This is a genomic window from Streptomyces spinoverrucosus, from assembly GCF_015712165.1.
GTDB lineage: Bacteria > Actinomycetota > Actinomycetes > Streptomycetales > Streptomycetaceae > Streptomyces > Streptomyces spinoverrucosus_A.
Window position 1 is genome coordinate 219725 of the sequence record NZ_JADPZX010000003.1, and the last position, 16322, is coordinate 236046.

The following is a 16322-nucleotide window of genomic DNA, read 5'->3' on the forward strand; positions in this document are numbered from 1 at the left end:
CCCAGATGATGGGAACCGCCCCGCGCCGGTGTCAAGAGACGCGACGCCTTGACCTTTAACGAGTTAGGTCTACAGTCCTGGTCCACATGAGCCGCCCTTCGCACGAGAGGGAACGATGTGTGATGCGTGGAATGTCCAGGAGATCGCTGTTCGCCGGTACGGCCGTGGGGGCGACGGCCGCGCTGCTGCCCGCACCGCCCGCCGCCGCGCGGGCCGCGGCCTGCGCCCGGTACCGCGCGGCGTACCACTTCACGGTCCCCGACCAGTGGAAGAACGACCCGCAGCGCCCGGTCTGGATCGACGGCGAGTACCACTACTACTACCTGTACAACCCGGACTACTTCACCGGCGGCACCACCGCCGGCACCGCCTGGCGCCTGGCCACCAGCACCGACCTGGTGAGCTTCCGGGACCGGGGGATCGCCGTGCCGAAGGACACCACGCCCAACGGCGACGTCTGGTCGGGCTGTGCGGTGGTCGACACGGAGGGCACGGCCGGGTTCGGCAGGGGCGCGGTCGTCGTACTGGCCACCATGGAGCCGGTGGAGGGCGCCAACACCCAGGCCCAGTACCTGTACTACTCCACCGACGGGGGCCACACCTTCACCCACCACGGCACCGACCCGGTGCTGGCCAACCCCGGCGTGCGCGACTTCCGCGACCCCAAGGTGATCCGCGACGAGGAACGCGGCCGGTGGGTGATGGTGCTCGCCGAGCAGTACAAGGTCGGCTTCTACCACTCCACGAACCTCAGGTCCTGGACGTACGTGGGAGGTTTCGTCAAGGAGGGCATCGGGGTGCTGGAGTGCCCCGACCTGTTCCGCATCACGGCCGGCGACGGGACCGTGAGGTGGGTGCTCGGCGTCAGCGCCAACGGCAAGGGCTCCGGGCTGCCGAACACGTACGCGTACTGGACCGGCGCCTTCGACGGCACCACCTTCACGCCCGACGCGTCCGAGCCGCAGTGGCTGGACCACGGCTGGGACTGGTACGGGGCGGTGACCTTCGAGAAGCGGGACCGGGGCGGACGGCTCGACGAGGGGACGCGGTACGCGATCGGCTGGCTGAACAACTGGGACTATCCCAACACCACGCCCACGATCGACAGCGACGGCTTCAACGGCACCGACTCGATCGTCCGCGAGGTCACGCTGAAGCGGGCCGCGTCCGGCGCGTACCACCTCGCCTCACGGCCCGTCGCCGCCCTCGACTCGTACGTCTCCCGGACGGTGCGTCTGGGTGACCTGGAAGTCGACGGCACCCGGCTCCTCGACTACCGGGGCCTGTCCTACGAGGTCAGCTGCGAGATCACCTGGGACGCGCTCACCGGCGCCGGCCTCCAGCTGCGCCGGTCACCGGACGGGGTCCGCCACATCGACGCCGGGGTCTACGGCGACTACGCGTTCCTCAACCGCCGGACCACCGTGAACCCGGACGCCTCGGGCCGGTGGCAGGAGAGCACGAGCCCGTTCGACCCGTCCGGGCGGCGGGTGCGGCTGCGGATCCTGGTCGACCGGACGTCGGTGGAGATGTTCGTGGACGACGGCCGGTACGTGCACTCCTCGGAGGTCTTCCCCTACCTCATCGACAACCGGCTGGCGCTGTTCACGATCGGCGGGCGGGCGGTGTTCCGGGACACGGTGATCCGGGAGTTCGCGGTCTGAGGCGGGGAGACCTCGGCCGCGCGGTGCGAGGCGCTGTCGCCACGGAGGCGGATCGCTGTCACGATCTTCCAAAGAGCCTTTCTCGGCTCCGACAGAGCCTTTCTCGGCTCCGACGAGGACAGGAGCGCGCATGACGACGGACAGGGCCACGGCGGGGGAGCGGGTCGCGGGCGTCGAGGTGAACCCCGTCGCCGGGCACATCGGAGCCGAGATCACGGGTGTCGACCTGGCCGGTGAGCTGGACGACGCCCAGGTGGCCGCGATCCGGGAGGCGGTGCTGCGCTGGAAGGTGGTGTTCTTCCGGGGGCAGCGGCTGGACCACGCCGCGCACGTGGCGTTCGCGCGGCGGTTCGGTGAGCCGGTGGTGCTGGGGCGGCGGGGCAGCGCCTCGCCGCCCGACTTCCCTCAGATCGAGACGACCGCCGACCGGCTGGAGCTGGGCGGACGGTTCGGCATGGAGCACGACGAGTGGCTGCAGCGCCGCCGGCACACCCTGCTGCGCGGCTGGCACTGCGACCACGGTGCCCGCATCGACCCGCCCGCCGCGACCATCCTGCGGGCTCAGACCGTCCCGCCGTACGGCGGAGACACCACCTGGTCGAATCTGGCGGCGGCGTACGCCGGACTGTCCGCGCCGGTCCGGGAGTTCGTGGCCGGGCTGCGCGCCGAGCACCGGCTCGGCGTCGGCTACCAGCCCCGGCCCGGCGACGACGCCTACCTCCGCCACCTGCTGGACCACCAGGTCGCCTCGGTGCACCCGCTGGTGCGCGTCCACCCGGAGACGGGCGAGCGGGTGCTGTACGTCAACGGCTATTACGTCGAGCAGATCGCCGACGTCTCCCGCGCCGAGAGCAGGCTGCTGCTGGAGATGCTGCTGGAGCAGGCCGTCCGCCCCGAGTACACGGTCCGTTTCCGCTGGGAGCCGGGCAGCGTGGCCTTCTGGGACAACCGCGCCACCATCCACCTGGCCCCCAGCGACAACGCCCACCTCGCACACCCCCGGATCATGCACCGGGTGATGCTCGCCGGTGACGTCCCGGTCGGCGTGGACGGCAAGCCGTCGGAGCCGATCACCGGCACCGAGCCGGGACGCTGGTGAAGCCCCTGGCGCGGGTCAGTCGAACGGATCCAGCGTCAGAGAGGCCTGCTGGGGGTTGCCGTCGTGGACCAGGGACTCGTGGTGGCCGACGTCGTCGAAGGCGAACGCGTACGCCTTTCCGTCGGCCATCCGGTCATGGATGATCCGGGCGTAGTGGTTGGTCACCGCGTCCTTGTAGAAGTTCGCCGACGAGGTGTCCGGCTGGTTCGGGTTGGTGAGCAGCGTCGAGCGGTTGAAGCCCGCGCACAGCGTGCGGGAGATCGGGCCGCGCACCTGGTCGTTGGGGGCGTCGAGGAGCCGGTGGCAGCCGAAGACGCTGCTTGCGTCGGGCTTGTGGAAGCTGGTGACGACCGCGCCGGAGCTGTTGGTGAAGTTCATGACGCCGCCGGAGACCCGCCCGAAGTACTTGGTGTTCGGCTGGTCCCCGAACGGCGTGACGGTGAGCGTCGTCGTGGCGTACTTCTGCCAGACCCGGTCGATGTAATCGTTCATGACCGACGCCGGAAGGGCCCCGGTCTCCACCCCGTACAGCGGTGACAACGCCCGCAGCACGGTGCCGTCCGGCCGGGTCTGGATCAGCCCGCCCCAGCCGCCCGACTGGGCCCGCAGCGTGTTGAACACCGCGCTGTAGCCGCCCGACTTCAGTCGGCCGGTGCTGCTGACGCTGCCGTCGGCGCGCTGCACCCCGACCGAGTAGGGCGCCGAGAACATGTCGACCTGCGTGCTGTTGAGCCACAGACCGGAGTCGTTGAGCGTGTACTCGGACCAGTTGAAGAGGATGTTGCGGTTCGGATCGCTCGGGTTCTGCACGGCCGGCTGCACCAGACCGCCCGTGGTGAGACGGAAGTCGAGCTTCTGGCCGTACGAGAAGTAGATCCGGCCGGATAGCTTGGGGATCTGGATCGTCTTGGACTGCCCGGCGGCCGGGCCGGGGATGGACGCGTCCGGTGCCGGGGTCGGCGGGTTGCCACCGGCCGGCCAGGCGTGGAAGGTGCCGCCCGCGTCGGCCCAGCCCTGCTGACCGGTCGTCAGCGAGGTGCCGAGTGTGTAGATGTACACCGGTTCGCCGCGGCCGGAGCTGTTGGTGATCTTCAGGGGGATGGTGGCGGGCACCGCGGCGTCCGCGGGGGGCGAGGAGCCGAACGTGAGCAGGGCGCCGAGCAGGGTGGCCGCCGCGGCCGCCGTGAGGAGCCGGTGTTTGAGGCTGGCGAGCACTCTCCACCTCCGTGCGGTGTGTGGGGGGAGTTGGTCCGTACCTGTTTTTGAGAGCGCTCTCAGGGTTGCGTCGGGGCGCGTGCATGTCAATGCGCGCGGCAACGAAAAGGCGGCGCCCGCCGGTTGAGGGGCGCCGCCCTTCGAGGTCGGTCCTCGGGAGGGGCCGCTCGTCAGAAGGGGACGGTCAGAACGTGCGGTCCAGGAGGTCCAGTAGTGCCGCCCAGTGCCGCTTGTCGCCCTCCGCCTGGTACGACTCGGTGTCGGCCTGGGTGAAACCGTGCGGTGCGTCCGGGTAGACCTCGCAGCGGTGCCGTACTCCCGCCGCCGTCAGCGCGTCCTCGAGGCGCTCGATCTGCTCGGGCGGCATGGCCGGGTCGTGGTCGGCGTGGCCGAAGTACAGTTCCGCGGTGATCCGGTCGGCCAGCAGGTGCGCACTGTCCGGCGCCTCGGTCGCCAACTGGGCCCCGTGGAAACCGGCCGCCGCCGCGACGCGATCGGGATATGTGCCGGCGGTGAGCAGGGACAGCCGCGCGCCGAAGCAGTAGCCGGTCACCGCGATCGGGCGGTCCGTCACCTCGGGGCGCTCGGTCAGCCAGCGCAGATACGCGCCGGCGTCGCGCATCGCGAGCTCCGGTGTCAGCGCCTGCACCATCGGCATGATCCGCTGGAACAGCCCGCCGCGGGCCTCGGCGTCGATGAAGTCGGGCAACTCCACGACCGGGGCGCGTCCGTGACGGTAGAAGACGTTCGGCACCAGGACGACGTACCCGGCCTCGGCCAGCCGGTCGGCCATCGACTTCAGCTGCGGGCGCAGCCCCAAGGCGTCCATGTAGAACAGGACGGCCGGACGCGGGCCGCCGTCGCCCGGGTGGGTCAGATAGGCGTCGGCGGTGCCGTCCTCGGTGGGGATGTCGACGTCCGTTCCCTGTGCGGTGGTCATGGCTGGACTGCCTTTCTGAGCCGAGAGGTCCTGTAAGCCCACTGTATGACTGTCTCTCAAGTTTGGCGGAGGTGACGCCGATGTAGCCGTTGAAAGCCTGGCCGGTATCCCTGGTGAACGGGAGGTTTTTTTGGGCCCGCATATGCATCTGCGCATGCTAGCAGTCGCGATCTTGGCGGCACTTGCTTTTACTACCCCAATATTCCTGGACGAGCGGAACATTGCTGCGAGCGCAAGCGGAGAGTGGCCTGCGGGGACATGTCGATTTTCCGACGGGGTATCCAATCGCAATCCATCCCCAGGTGTGATGGCCGGTAAAGTGGATGTTTACGGGCAGCCTCAACTTATTGCGCCACAGGGCGACGTGAATTGGCGTTACGACCCGACGAATCATCCTTCCGCGCGATTGAACCTGTTCTCGCTGAAATGGTTCGAGAGATTGGTCACGGAAGGGATGAAGCCCAGCGGCGGGAAGCTGCTGAAGCGCGCCGGTCTCATCGCCGAGGACTTCGTGAGAGACAACATGGGAGAGGCTGGTCCGGTCCACCCGGATGTCTGGGGCCACCATGCGGCCGGATTGCGCACCAGCGCCCTGCTCTGCCTGCGCGCGGCGATCGGTGGCCGGCCCTGGCTGGATCAGGCGCTGCGTGTCCATGCCGCACGCCTCGCCGAGGACTATGCGGGCCACTGGAACCACGGCACCGTGCAGAACATCGCCCTTCTGGTCACGGGGTGCCGGCTCGGACTCGCCGACGCACGGAACCTCGCAGTGCGGAGACTGACCTCGGGAATCGACGTGCAGGTCGACGAACAGGGCGTCAGCAATGAGCAGGCAGTCGAGTACCAGGGCTATTCGTTGGGGTTGTGGCAAACTGCCCATACCGCCCTGCGGGAGTGCGCAATCGTCCCGCCGCGAGTAATGGCTGAACGCATCCGTCTCATGCCGACCTTCCTGGAGAACGCCACGCAACCGAATGGGCTGATCGTGCCGCTCGGCGACAGTCATTCTGTTCCCACTCCGAATGTCAGAACTCCGGTCACGCGCTATCTCACCTCTGGCGGCCGGGAAGGGAAGCCTGGGCGAGACAAGTCCGCGACTTATGACCAGGGCTTCGTTTTCGCGCGGACGGGCTGGGGTACCGCCGGCCGTCTGCTGAAGGACGAGCACTTCATGTCCCTGCGGTTCGGTCCAGCACGTATCATCCACGGCCACAACGACCACATGTCACTCACCTACTACGGAAATGGCCGCGACCTGATCGTTGACGGTGGACATGATGGGTATCGAGCCGACGCCTACCGGGACTACCTTCGATCACCCGCCGCCCACAACGTTGTCGAAACTGTTGGTGTCAGGCATCGGTGGAACGCTCCAACACTGCTCACGCGAAAGACCGTGGGTCCGCGACATCAGTTCTACGAAACCACCGACAGGGCGTACGGCGGAATCTCCCGCACCCGCGGAGTGCTCCTGGTCGAGGATCCAGGATTCCTGGTCGTGTACGACCGTGGTCACGACCAGCAGCCACGTACCTGGAGAGCACTGTGGCACCTCGCCCCCGACTTCACACCCGGACAGACCTCACGCTCCCACGTCCGTGCGCTGAGTTCCGACGGTATGAGTCGGCTGTATGTCAGCCAGGTGCCGCTGCCCGGCCAGTCCGTGCCCTCTGGAAGTACTCGTGTCGTACGTGGCGCCAAGGATCCCTACCAGGGCTGGGTCTCCCCCGTCGAAGGCCAACGGCTGCCGGCGAGCACGGTCATGATGGAACGCCGCGGGAAGGAACTTCGAATGCTCACCTTGATCGTTCCGGCAACGGCCGATCAATCCGTCTCCGCGTCGGTGACCAAGGATTCCGATGATTGGTACCGGGTGATCGTGCGCATCGGATTGTACGAACACACCATCCGGGTCAGCCCCGACGGCTATATGACCAGGGCTGATGGGCTTTCATGTTGCAAGGAGAAGTAGTTCCAGTACTCGCGGATGAGCACGGCGGGCGTGGGAGGGGGGTAAGAGCCGGCGGCGTGTAGATCTTGGGTAGGGTGCGGAGCACTCCGGCTGCCAGAGCTGAACCGTGCTCGCAGGTGTCTGCCGGTGCACCAGGTGCGGCCGCGCGCCGCGATCCGAATGGGGTGGGGAATGAGCAGTCACCGGCTGTCCAAGAGAGGCCGTTACATCGCGTGGGCCACGACAGGTGTCGTCGTGGTCGCCGGCGCCGGGATCGCGGCGCAGACCTCCATGGCCGCAACGAGCTGGCCGGCGCAGAAGACGTACACGGGCCGGGCGTTCGACACCTGCACGGCGCCCTCCCTCGCCGCGATGAAGGCCTGGAACAACGGCTTCTACGGCGCCGCCGCGGTCTACATCGGCGGCAAGAACCGTGGCTGCGCCCAGCCCAACCTCACCGCGTCCTGGGTGAAGTCGGTCAGCGCCGCCGGCTGGAAGCTGATCCCGCTCTACGTCGGCGCCCAGCCGCCCTGCCAGACCAGCAGGAACCCGGAGAGGTTCACCGCCTCCACGGCAGCGTCTCTCGGGGCGAGCAACGCCAAGGACGCGATCGCGAAGGCGTCCGCACTCGGCATGAAGCCCGGCAGCGCCATCTACCTCAACATGGAGTCGTACGACATCACGAACAAGGCGTGCAACGACGCGACCCTGACGTACGTGCGCTCCTTCACCAAGACCCTGCGGGCGAAGACGTATCGCGCCGGGTACTACGGCTTCAGCAGTTCCAGCGCCAAGGCCATCGCCACCGCCAAGGACCGGACCGACCTCCCGGGCAACCTGTGGTACGCGCTGTGGAACAACAAGTACACCACCACCGCCGACTGGCCCTGGGATCCCAAGCTGTACACCAACCACAGCCGCGCCCACCAGTACATGGTCAACAGCAAGGAGACCCGCGGCGGCCACACCATCACCGTCGACCGCAACGCCTGGGACGCCCCGGTCGCCATCGTCGGATAACGGCTCCAAGAGCCCTGTTGGCCGCCTCGCCCGGCGCTTGCCCGGGCTACTCGAACCGCGTCGTGTCGCCCGCCCCGCGCCGTACGATCTCGGCCTCGCCCGCAGAGAAGTCGATCACCGTCGTGGGTTCCGTCCCGCAGTCCCCGGAGTCGACCACGCCGTCCAGCACATGGTCGAGCCGGTCCTCGATCTCCCAGCCCTGTGTCATCGGCTCCTCCTCGTCGGGCAGGAGCAGGGTGCTGGACAGCAGCGGCTCACCGAGTTCCGTGAGCAGCGCCTGGGTGACCACGTGGTCGGGGATGCGCACGCCGACCGTCTTCTTCTTGGGGTGTTGGAGCATGCGCGGCACCTCCTTCGTCGCGGGCAGGATGAAGGTGTAGCTCCCCGGCGTGGACGCCTTGACCGCGCGGAACACGTCGTTGTCGACCCGAACGAACTGGCCGAGCTGCGCGAAGTCCTGACACACGAGGGTGAAGTGGTGCCGGTCGTCCAGTCGGCGGATGGACCGGATCCGGTCGATGCCGTCCTTGCTGCCCAGGCGGCAGCCGAGCGCGTAGCAGGAGTCGGTGGGGTATGCGATGAGCGCCCCCGACCGGACACTGTCGGCGATCTGGGCGATGGTGCGCGGCTGGGGGTTGTCGGGGTGCACGTCGTAGTACTTCGCCATCTGCCGAGCTTATGCCGGGGGAGCGGGGGTGGCCGAGCAGACGGGCGGGGCCGTGGTGCCGGATGTCCGGGAATCTCAGTGAGGCGCTGCTCTCCCTCACCGACGGTGAGATGGACGCGCTCGGCTCGGTCCTCGGCGCGCTGACGCGCACCCTGCACGCCGCCGCCCACCGACGGGCGCGGCGCGGCGTGCATCCGCCGCTCACCGGCCGCGCGACACTGACACATCCGCCCGCCGTCCCACCCGGCCCCGGACGCTCGCTGCCCCGGACAGCCGTAGACGCTCGCTGTCCCAGGCAGCCGTAGACGCTCGCTGCCCCGGACAGTCGTAGACGCTCGCCGCCCCACCCGGCTGCACACGCTCGCCGCCCCAGGCAGCCGTAGACGCCTGCTGTCCCGGACAGCCGTAGACGCTCGCCGCCCCACCCGGCTGCACACGCTCGCCGCCCCACCCGGCTGCACACGCCCGCCGCCCCGGACAGCCGCAGACGGCGGGCGCCTTCGCGGCAGCCGTTGCCGGGACCGTCCAGGAGGCGGTCACCTGCCCGTTTGTCGACCGTTTCCCGCCCGCGTCGCCTGGTCCACTCCGCGAAAGTCCCGGCCCGCCACCGCTGACCTTGGGTAAGGTCCCCGACCGATGTGTCCGACGCGGGCGCGCGGCAGACGAGGGAGGCAGGGAGACGACGTGGCCGGCCGAGAGGGCGAGGGCCGTCGCGCTGACGGGGCGGACGGCGTGGACGCGACGTGGGCGCAGGAGTTGCTCGACCATCTGCGGCCGTCCGGGCGTGACGTGCGCAAGGTCGTCGCCTGGCTCGCCGCCGCCGCGCACGCCGACGTGGCGCTCCAGGACGACGCCGGCACCCTCCTCGCCGGTACCCGCACGCCCCTCGACGAGGCCCTCGTCGCCGACATCACCACCGGCCGGATCGCCTCCGCGGCGCTCCAGGACCACGGACGCCACCTGAGGCTGGTCAGGGTCGAACTCCCGCACCCCGCGACGGCGGGTGTCCTGGCCGTCTCCCGGCCCGCCCCCTTCGACCGGCGCACCGCCGACATCGTCACCCACACCGCCGGCGTGCTCGAACTCCTGCTGCGCGCCCGCGAGAGCGCGGCGGCCGGACACCGCCTGCGACGCGCCACCTCGGATCTGCGGCTGGCGATCCTGCAACTGCTCATGGTCGAGGACACCGTCTCCGCCCGCCGGGTCGCAGCCGGACTCTGGCCCGGCCTCCTCGACACGGACACGGCCTGCGTCTACGTCGCCGAGAGCCGCCCCGAGGACCGCGACCGGCTCGCCGAGGAGTGCCTCGCCGCCACCTCCGAGCAGGCCCTCGTCGTACGCTGCCCGGCCGTCGACGCGCATGTGATCGTCGTGACGCCCGGCGAGGCCGCCGCCGCGGAACTGCGCGCGCTGGTCGGCGGCCGCCCCCACACCTTCCTCGGCGGCAGCGCATGGCAGAGCCTCGCCCAGACCGCCACCGCGTACGGCCAGGCGGTCAGCGCCCTCGCCGTCGCGCACTTCCGCCCGGACAAGGCGGCGGTGTACGCCGAACGCACGCACCCCGAACGCCTCATGGACCCGGCGGCGCTCCGCGGCTGGACGGCCCGTGTCCTGCGCCCCCTGGACGCGCTGGCGCACCACACGCGCGCCGAACTCCTCGCCACCACCCGCCTCGGCCTGGAGTTCACCGCCGTCAACGCGGCCGCGGTCCTCGGCGTCAGCCGCAACACCGTCCGCGCCCGCATGGAACGCGTCGAGGGCCTGCTCGGCACCGACCTGTCCGACCTCACCGTCCGGGCCGCCGTCCACCTGGCACTGAACACCCAGGCCGGGCTCGCCCAGCAACCCGACGGTCAGGGCGGCGCGGACACCCGGCTGGCCGATCTGCTGGCCGGGCCCGCCGTGCACACCTGGGCCGGTGAACTCCTGCGCCGCCTGGACGGCGACTCCCGGAACGTGCGCCGGACCCTGCGCACCTGGATCGCGGCCGGCGGCAACGCCGAACGAGCCGCTCACCTGCTCGGCGTGCACGCGCAGACCGTGCGCGAACACGTACGCAGCGCCGAGCCCGTCCTCGAACGGCAGCTCCTCGCCGGGGGCAGCGACCTCTACGAGGTGGTCCTCGCCCACCTGGCGCTCGGGGACCTCGACCAGCCCGCCCTGCACGGGGCGAATTCGGGCCATCCGGACGCACCTGTGCACGGTTGAGTCCTCCCGGCGCCCGAACGGGCACGGACGCGATTCACAATGAGCCGACCGTGCACGTAGGTTCGAGGCGGGCCGCAGGGGCACGACCGGAACGGGGGACCGGTCGCGCCCCGGGCGGTTCCCGGCCTCACCCCCGCAGCCGCACCGGCACTTCCTGCCAGCCGAACGCGATGAACGACGGCACCTGCCGCAACTCGCCCTCGGCCAGCCGTATCTCCGGGAAGCGGTCGAACAGCGCGGGCAGCGCGGTGAGCGCCTCCATCCGGGCCAGCGGCGCGCCGATGCACCGGTGCACACCGATCCCGAACGCCAGATGGTCGTCCGCGCCGCGCGTGGCGTCGAAGACATCCGCGTCCGGCCCGTAGTGCGCGGGGTCCAGACCGGCGGCGGCGTACGTCGTGATGATGGCGTCCCCGGCCGGAATGGTGACGTTTCCGACCTTGAGGTCCGTGACCGCGAACCGCAGCGGCAGCGAGGCGATGGACGGGTGCACCCGCAGCGTCTCGTCCACCACCGCGTCCCAGCCGATCTCCTCGGCCCGTACCGCGGCCAGTTGCTCGGGCCGCCGCAGCAGGGCGACCACCGCGTTGCCGATCAGGTTGACGGTCGTCTCGAACCCGGCGCCGATCACCAGCAGCAGCGTGTACAGCAGCTCCTCGTCGCTGAGCCGGTCGCCGTCCTCGTCGCGCACCCGGATCAGCTCGGTGGTGAGATCGTCGCCGGGGTGCTCGCTGCGGTGGGCGATCAGCGCGGGCAGCACCGTACCGATCTGCTGCTGCACGAACGCCGCGTGCTCCGGACTCGGGTCGGACGTGTCCATGATCGCCGCGATCAGCCGCCCGGTGTCGTCCCGCATCTCGTCCGGCACGCCGAACAGATCGCAGATGATCCGCATCGGCAGCGGATGGGCGAACCCGGCCTTCACATCCACCACTTCACCGCCTGCCCCGGCCGTCTCCAACTCGGCGAGCAGCTCGGCGGTGATCGCCTCGACGCGCGGGCGCATCGCCTCGGTGCGCCGGTGGGTGAAGCTCGGCGAGACCAGCTTGCGCAGCCGGGCGTGGTCGGCACCGTACGTGGAGAGCATGTTGACCACGCCGACCCAGCCCAGGATCCAGCCCCAGGAGGGGTGTTCGCCGATCTCGGGCCACAGTTTCCAGTGCAGGCGTGGATCCCTGCTGACCTGCGGGTCGAGGATCAGTTCCTTGAGCACGTCGTAACCGGTGGGCGCCCAGGCGGGTATGCCGCCGGGCAGCTCCACGGGCACCACGGGGCCGAGGGCACGCAGCCGGGCGCTCTCGGCGGGGATGTCGGCGCCGAACGGGTCGAGAGCGATGCGGTCGGTCGGGGTCACGGGCGGTCTCCTGGCTGGTCGGGGGAGCGGGGGGTGAAACGCACGGGCAGCGCGGTGAGCGACCGGTGGAAGGGACCCGGCCGCCAGGTCAGGCGTTCACGGGGCAGGACGGGGTCGAGGTCGGGCAGCCACTGGGTGAGCCGCTCGATCGCCTCGGTGGCGATGAGCAGCGTGTGCTGCTTGACCGGGCAGGCATGCGGGCCCGCCGACCACGACAGGTGCCAGGCGTCGCCGGGGCGGCGGGCGTCGCCGTGCTCCTGCTCGGCGAAGTGCGCCAGCGCGCCGTAGGAGACGACCACCGGCACCGCCGCCCTGATCCACACACCGTGGAAGGAGACGGGTCTGCGGGCGAAGTGGATGCCGTAGTTGGCGAGCGGCGTCTCGTGGTGCAGCACCTCCACCACCGCGTCCATGACCGGCCGGGCCCCGCTGGTGAGCGTCGAGTAGTAGTCCGGGTTGCCGAGGATCCGCGACAGCGCGTTGGACACCAGGTTCGCGGTCGGTTCGTGCCCGGCGCCCAGGGTGAGGAACACCTGCCAGGTGACCTCCTCCGGGGTGAGCCCCGCCGGATGGTCCAGGAGCCGGCTCGGCAGGTCGTCGCCGCGCTGCTCGGCCTTGGCCGCGATCAGTTCCAGGACGTAACCGCCGAACTCCGCCTCACCCTCGGCGGCCTCGGCACCGCCCTCCATCATCTTGCCGAGGGCCGCGTTGAGCCGTTCGCTCTGGCTGTCCGGCAGCCCGAACAGGCTGTTGAACACCAGCGCCATCAGCGGCCGGGCGAAGTCGGCCACCAGATCGGCCTCGCCGCGCGGCCCGAACCGGCTCACCAGCACATGCACCGCCCGGTGCACCCGCGCCCGCAGATCGTGCGGTTCGACCAGGTCGAACGTGTCGATGAGCGTGGTGCGGTAGCGCACGTGGTCGGCGCCGTCGGCGAACAGGGTGTTGGGCCGCCAGCGCATCATGCCGAGGACGGGCGAGTCGTCGGCGACGGTCGCCTCCCACGGCCGGGGGTCGTGCGAGAACGTCTCCGTGTCGTGCAGCAGGTCCAGCGCGGCCCGCCGGTCGACGACGACGTACGCCGGTACGCCCGGCGCCAGTTCGGCCCAGCCGATCGGACCCTGGGCGCGCAGGTCGGCGTAGTAGCGGTACGGGTCCAGCGCGAAGCCGTCCTCCCACAGCCGCACGGGCACCGAACGGGAGAAGGCCTGCTGGGCAGGGGGATTTGTCGTCACCGGGGCTCCGGAGGGTGGCGGTCGATCAGATGCTGGACCAGGGCGAGCAGCGCGTCGATGGAGGAGTCGCGGTCCCGGGCGTCGCACGTCACCATCGGTGTGCCCGCATCCAGGTCGAGGGCGGTGCGCAGCTGTTCCTCGGTGTAGTGGCGGGGCGCGTCCGGGAAGGCGTTGAAGGCGACCGCGTACGGCAGTCCGCTCTCCTCCACCAGCCCGAGCACGTCGAACGAGGCGTCGATCCGGCGGCTGTCCACCAGCACGAGCGCGCCCAGCGCCCCGTAGGCGATGTCGTCCCACAGCGAGCGGAACCGCTCCTGTCCGGGTGTGCCGAACAGGTAGAGCACGATCCCGCCGGGCAGGCTGATCCGGCCGAAGTCGATCGCGACGGTCGTCGTCGACTTCTCCCGCACCCCGGCCAGGTCGTCCACGGTCGCGGACAACTCGGTGAGGTGCTCCTCCGTGTGCAGCGGCCGGATCTCGGACACGGAGTCGATCAAGGTCGTCTTGCCCACCCCGAACGGGCCCGCGACCAGGATCTTCACCAGTTCGCGGGCGCTGTCGGGCAGGTGGATGCCGCTAGTTGTGCTTGAGGGCGCGGAGGCCATCGGCCACTCTCTTCAGCAGGTCGGGGTCGAACCGTTCGGCGGGCGGGATCGGCGCGCGGGCGTACGCCAGGTTCCGGTCGACGAGCCCGGCCGCCAGCACCCGCACCGCGGAGACCGGCAGCCGCAGCAGCGCCGCGGCCTCCACCACCGTCAGCGCGCCGTCGGCCAGCTCGTCCAGCAGGGCCAGCTGAGCCGCCGGGAGATCGGCGGGCGGCGGCTCGCCGGTGCCGGTGAGCACCGAGAGCCGCTCCAGCTGCGGACGGCTCGGCCGGGCCACGCCGCCCGTCGACAGATACGCGGGAACCAGGGGGCGGCCGCCTGGGCGGCCGGTCATGCCGACGGGCCGCCGTCGGCTCCTCGGGGCGCCGCGGCCATCGCCTTCTCGCCGAGCCGCGCCACCTGCGAGTGCACCCGGTGCGCCAGCAGGTCCAGACGCACCTCGGCGTCCCCGTACGCGGCGACTACGGTGCCGTGGTCCGTCGGCACGATCAGCACGTAGCCGTGGTCGGACTCGATGACGACCTGGCGCACCTCGGCCCGCTCCCGGTCGGCGAACGCCGCCGCGGCCGTCCGGCACGCGCCCTGCACGGTGCTGGTGATGGCGGCCACCCGCTCGGCCGACGGCCGCGACAGCGCGTCGGTGTACCCGGTGACGAGGCCGTCCCGGGTGAGCAGGACGGCGGCCACGACGTGCGGTACCTGCAGGATCGGTTCGAGCACCCACGCCGTGTCGCCCGCATCGCGGCTGGTCATCGAGCCGCTCCCCCTTCGTAGTCGGTCTCTTCGTAGTCGGTCTGTTCGGTGTCGCCGGCCGCTGCGTCGGCCCGCTCGGGCGCGTCGTCCCGGGCGACGGCCCGTGCCGCCGCCGTACCGGACTGCAGCGCGCCCAGCGCGGCCGCGGCCTCCTCGGGCCGCCTCGCCGGTCCGCGGGTCGCGGACTCGACGGTGGTGGTGGCCCGGGTACGGCGCCGCCGCTGCGGCAGCCCCCCGGAGTCCCGCGGCCCGTCGTGCGGGGCTACGGCGCCGGCGGCGTCGTCCGGTTCGGTGCCGTACGCGTGTGCCGGGGCGGGCGTGTCCGGTTCGGCCCGGCGGGTCGAGCGCGGGGCGCTGACCGCGGGCGGCCGCTCCTCGGAGTCGATCCGGCTCAACAGGTGGCTGTCCACCAGTAGCACCGCGCGGACCCCGCCGTACGGGGAAGGCGAGGAGAGATCCACGCTCAGGTCGAACTGCCGGGTGAGCTGGCCGATCGCGGCGAGGCCCATGCGCGGCGGATCACCGAGGTCGGTCAGCAGGATCGGCTCGGACCCGGCCACCAGCCGCTGGGCGCGGGACCGTTCTTCCTGAGTCATGCCGAGCCCGGCGTCGTCGATCGTGACGCACACCCCGTGGTGCACATGCTCCAGGTTGACCGTCACGTCGGTGTCCGGCGCGGAGTGCCGCAGCGCGTTGTCCAGCAGTTCGGCGGCGATGATCGCGACCGGTTCGACGGCGTGCGACACCAGGGCGGTGCCCGGCTGAAGATGGTTGTGCATCCGCACCCGGTGGTAACCCGCGAGCCGGGCCTGGCCACCCGTCACCGCGTCCACCAGGTGGGACTCCTCGCGGGCCAGTCCGACCCACGCCCCGCACACCACCGCCGCGACCTGCGCCCGGCGCAGCGACTGCTCGTTCTCGTGGTCGAGCTCGAACAGGGTCTGCGCCAACTCAGGGTCGTCGTAGCGCTGTTGCAGCGCCCGCAGGGCGTCCTGCAGTCGGTACAGGGCCGCCTGGATCTCCCGGGTGGCGCCCCGCATCCCGGCCTGCGCGGCCGCGTCGATGCGGGTGCGCTGCGAGGTCAGCTCCACGCGCAGCGCGGCCAGGACGTCCTCCAGCGCACCGCCCAGCGGGGTGCCGGTGAGGTGCGGCTGGCGTGGGCCGGGCACGGTGACGTGCGGACGGTCCAGTCGGCGGGCGGTGGCCGGCATGCGTTGCGCGGCGAGATGCCCGACCTCCGCCGTGAACGCGTGCACAGTGCCTTCGAGTTGGCGGCGCAATGCGGCGATCTCGGCCTGTTGCCGGGCCTGTTGCCGGCGGGACCGCACCAGCTCGCCACCGAGGGCGAGCGCGGACAGTGTGCCGACGGCGAGCGCGCCGGCGACCAGGTCCGGTAATTCGATCATCGAGACGGTTCCAGGGGAGGTCGGGCAGGACGGAATCCGAAGCCCCGGTGGCGAGGCACTCGCAGCACAGTACAACCGACAGCGACCGATCTCGCACGGTGAGCTGGGACTTGGCTTCGAATCTGCCCGCTCTCTGTTCGCTTCTGTGGAAACTGTCTGAATTGCCCTGCGGGTGAGGCGAGTTGACGTGGGGCCTGCGGCCCCT

General features: G+C 70.7%; 15 protein-coding genes. 6 read left to right on the top strand and 9 right to left on the bottom strand.

Annotation, left to right across the window (positions count from 1 at the left end; genetic code table 11):
* Nucleotides 1-122 precede the first annotated feature (122 nt).
* Both I2W78_RS38550 and I2W78_RS38555 read left to right on the top strand, forming a co-directional pair.
* The gene (locus I2W78_RS38550) at nt 123-1664 is read left to right on the top strand and encodes a glycoside hydrolase family 32 protein (protein ID WP_196465410.1); all 1542 of its coding nucleotides are present in this window, start codon (nt 123-125) and stop codon (nt 1662-1664) included.
* Nucleotides 1665-1794: 130 nt separating this feature from the next.
* On the top strand, nt 1795-2763 hold the full coding sequence (locus tag I2W78_RS38555; protein ID WP_196465411.1) for a TauD/TfdA dioxygenase family protein: 969 nt from the start codon (nt 1795-1797) through the stop codon (nt 2761-2763).
* 15 nt (nt 2764-2778) lie between these two features.
* Here the strand turns inward: I2W78_RS38555 and I2W78_RS38560 are convergent, their stop codons facing one another.
* Both I2W78_RS38560 and I2W78_RS38565 read right to left on the bottom strand, forming a co-directional pair.
* Complete coding sequence (locus tag I2W78_RS38560; protein WP_196465412.1) at nt 2779-3978, bottom strand: glycoside hydrolase family 64 protein; 1200 nt, start codon at nt 3976-3978, stop codon at nt 2779-2781.
* Between the two features lie 184 nt (nt 3979-4162).
* Nucleotides 4163-4918: a dienelactone hydrolase family protein gene (locus I2W78_RS38565; RefSeq protein ID WP_196465413.1), complete on the bottom strand. Its 756-nt coding sequence runs from the start codon at nt 4916-4918 to the stop codon at nt 4163-4165.
* A 307-nt stretch (nt 4919-5225) separates the two neighbouring features.
* On the opposite strand from I2W78_RS38565, the gene I2W78_RS38570 reads away from it, so the two are divergent.
* On the top strand, nt 5226-6890 hold the full coding sequence (locus tag I2W78_RS38570) for a heparinase II/III domain-containing protein (protein ID WP_196465414.1): 1665 nt from the start codon (nt 5226-5228) through the stop codon (nt 6888-6890).
* A gap of 171 nt (nt 6891-7061) precedes the next feature.
* Nucleotides 7062-7889 carry a glycoside hydrolase domain-containing protein gene (locus I2W78_RS38575; RefSeq protein WP_196465415.1) on the top strand — a complete coding sequence of 276 codons (828 nt, stop codon included), beginning with the start codon at nt 7062-7064 and terminating at the stop codon, nt 7887-7889.
* 46 nt (nt 7890-7935) lie between these two features.
* Here I2W78_RS38575 and I2W78_RS38580 read toward each other — a convergent pair whose 3' ends face one another.
* Nucleotides 7936-8556 carry an L-threonylcarbamoyladenylate synthase gene (locus I2W78_RS38580; RefSeq protein ID WP_196465416.1) on the bottom strand — a complete coding sequence of 207 codons (621 nt, stop codon included), beginning with the start codon at nt 8554-8556 and terminating at the stop codon, nt 7936-7938.
* Between the two features lie 62 nt (nt 8557-8618).
* Here I2W78_RS38580 and I2W78_RS40915 point away from each other — a divergent pair, with 62 nt between their 5' ends.
* Both I2W78_RS40915 and I2W78_RS38590 read left to right on the top strand, forming a co-directional pair.
* The gene (locus tag I2W78_RS40915) at nt 8619-8861 is read left to right on the top strand and encodes a hypothetical protein (protein WP_230887090.1); all 243 of its coding nucleotides are present in this window, start codon (nt 8619-8621) and stop codon (nt 8859-8861) included.
* A gap of 379 nt (nt 8862-9240) precedes the next feature.
* Nucleotides 9241-10764, top strand: a complete 1524-nt coding sequence (locus I2W78_RS38590; RefSeq protein ID WP_307784043.1) for a helix-turn-helix domain-containing protein — start codon at nt 9241-9243, stop codon at nt 10762-10764.
* Between the two features lie 127 nt (nt 10765-10891).
* Here I2W78_RS38590 and I2W78_RS38595 read toward each other — a convergent pair whose 3' ends face one another.
* The 6 genes from I2W78_RS38595 to I2W78_RS38620 are packed head-to-tail and all read right to left on the bottom strand — an operon-like array spanning nt 10892 to nt 16117.
* Nucleotides 10892-12118 carry a cytochrome P450 family protein gene (locus tag I2W78_RS38595; RefSeq protein ID WP_196465418.1) on the bottom strand — a complete coding sequence of 409 codons (1227 nt, stop codon included), beginning with the start codon at nt 12116-12118 and terminating at the stop codon, nt 10892-10894.
* Nucleotides 12115-13353: a cytochrome P450 gene (locus tag I2W78_RS38600; RefSeq protein WP_196465419.1), complete on the bottom strand. Its 1239-nt coding sequence runs from the start codon at nt 13351-13353 to the stop codon at nt 12115-12117. Before I2W78_RS38600 ends, I2W78_RS38595 begins: the two co-directional genes overlap by 4 nt.
* On the bottom strand, nt 13350-13958 hold the full coding sequence (locus tag I2W78_RS38605) for a GTP-binding protein (RefSeq protein WP_196465420.1): 609 nt from the start codon (nt 13956-13958) through the stop codon (nt 13350-13352). Before I2W78_RS38605 ends, I2W78_RS38600 begins: the two co-directional genes overlap by 4 nt.
* Complete coding sequence (locus I2W78_RS38610) at nt 13930-14292, bottom strand: DUF742 domain-containing protein (RefSeq protein ID WP_196465421.1); 363 nt, start codon at nt 14290-14292, stop codon at nt 13930-13932. Before I2W78_RS38610 ends, I2W78_RS38605 begins: the two co-directional genes overlap by 29 nt.
* A complete protein-coding gene (locus I2W78_RS38615; protein ID WP_196465422.1) occupies nt 14289-14711 on the bottom strand; it encodes a roadblock/LC7 domain-containing protein in 423 nt (140 codons plus the stop codon). The genes I2W78_RS38610 and I2W78_RS38615 overlap by 4 nt, the downstream gene beginning before the upstream one ends.
* A complete protein-coding gene (locus tag I2W78_RS38620) occupies nt 14708-16117 on the bottom strand; it encodes an ATP-binding protein (RefSeq protein WP_196465423.1) in 1410 nt (469 codons plus the stop codon). The genes I2W78_RS38615 and I2W78_RS38620 overlap by 4 nt, the downstream gene beginning before the upstream one ends.
* Nucleotides 16118-16322: the final 205 nt, after the last annotated feature.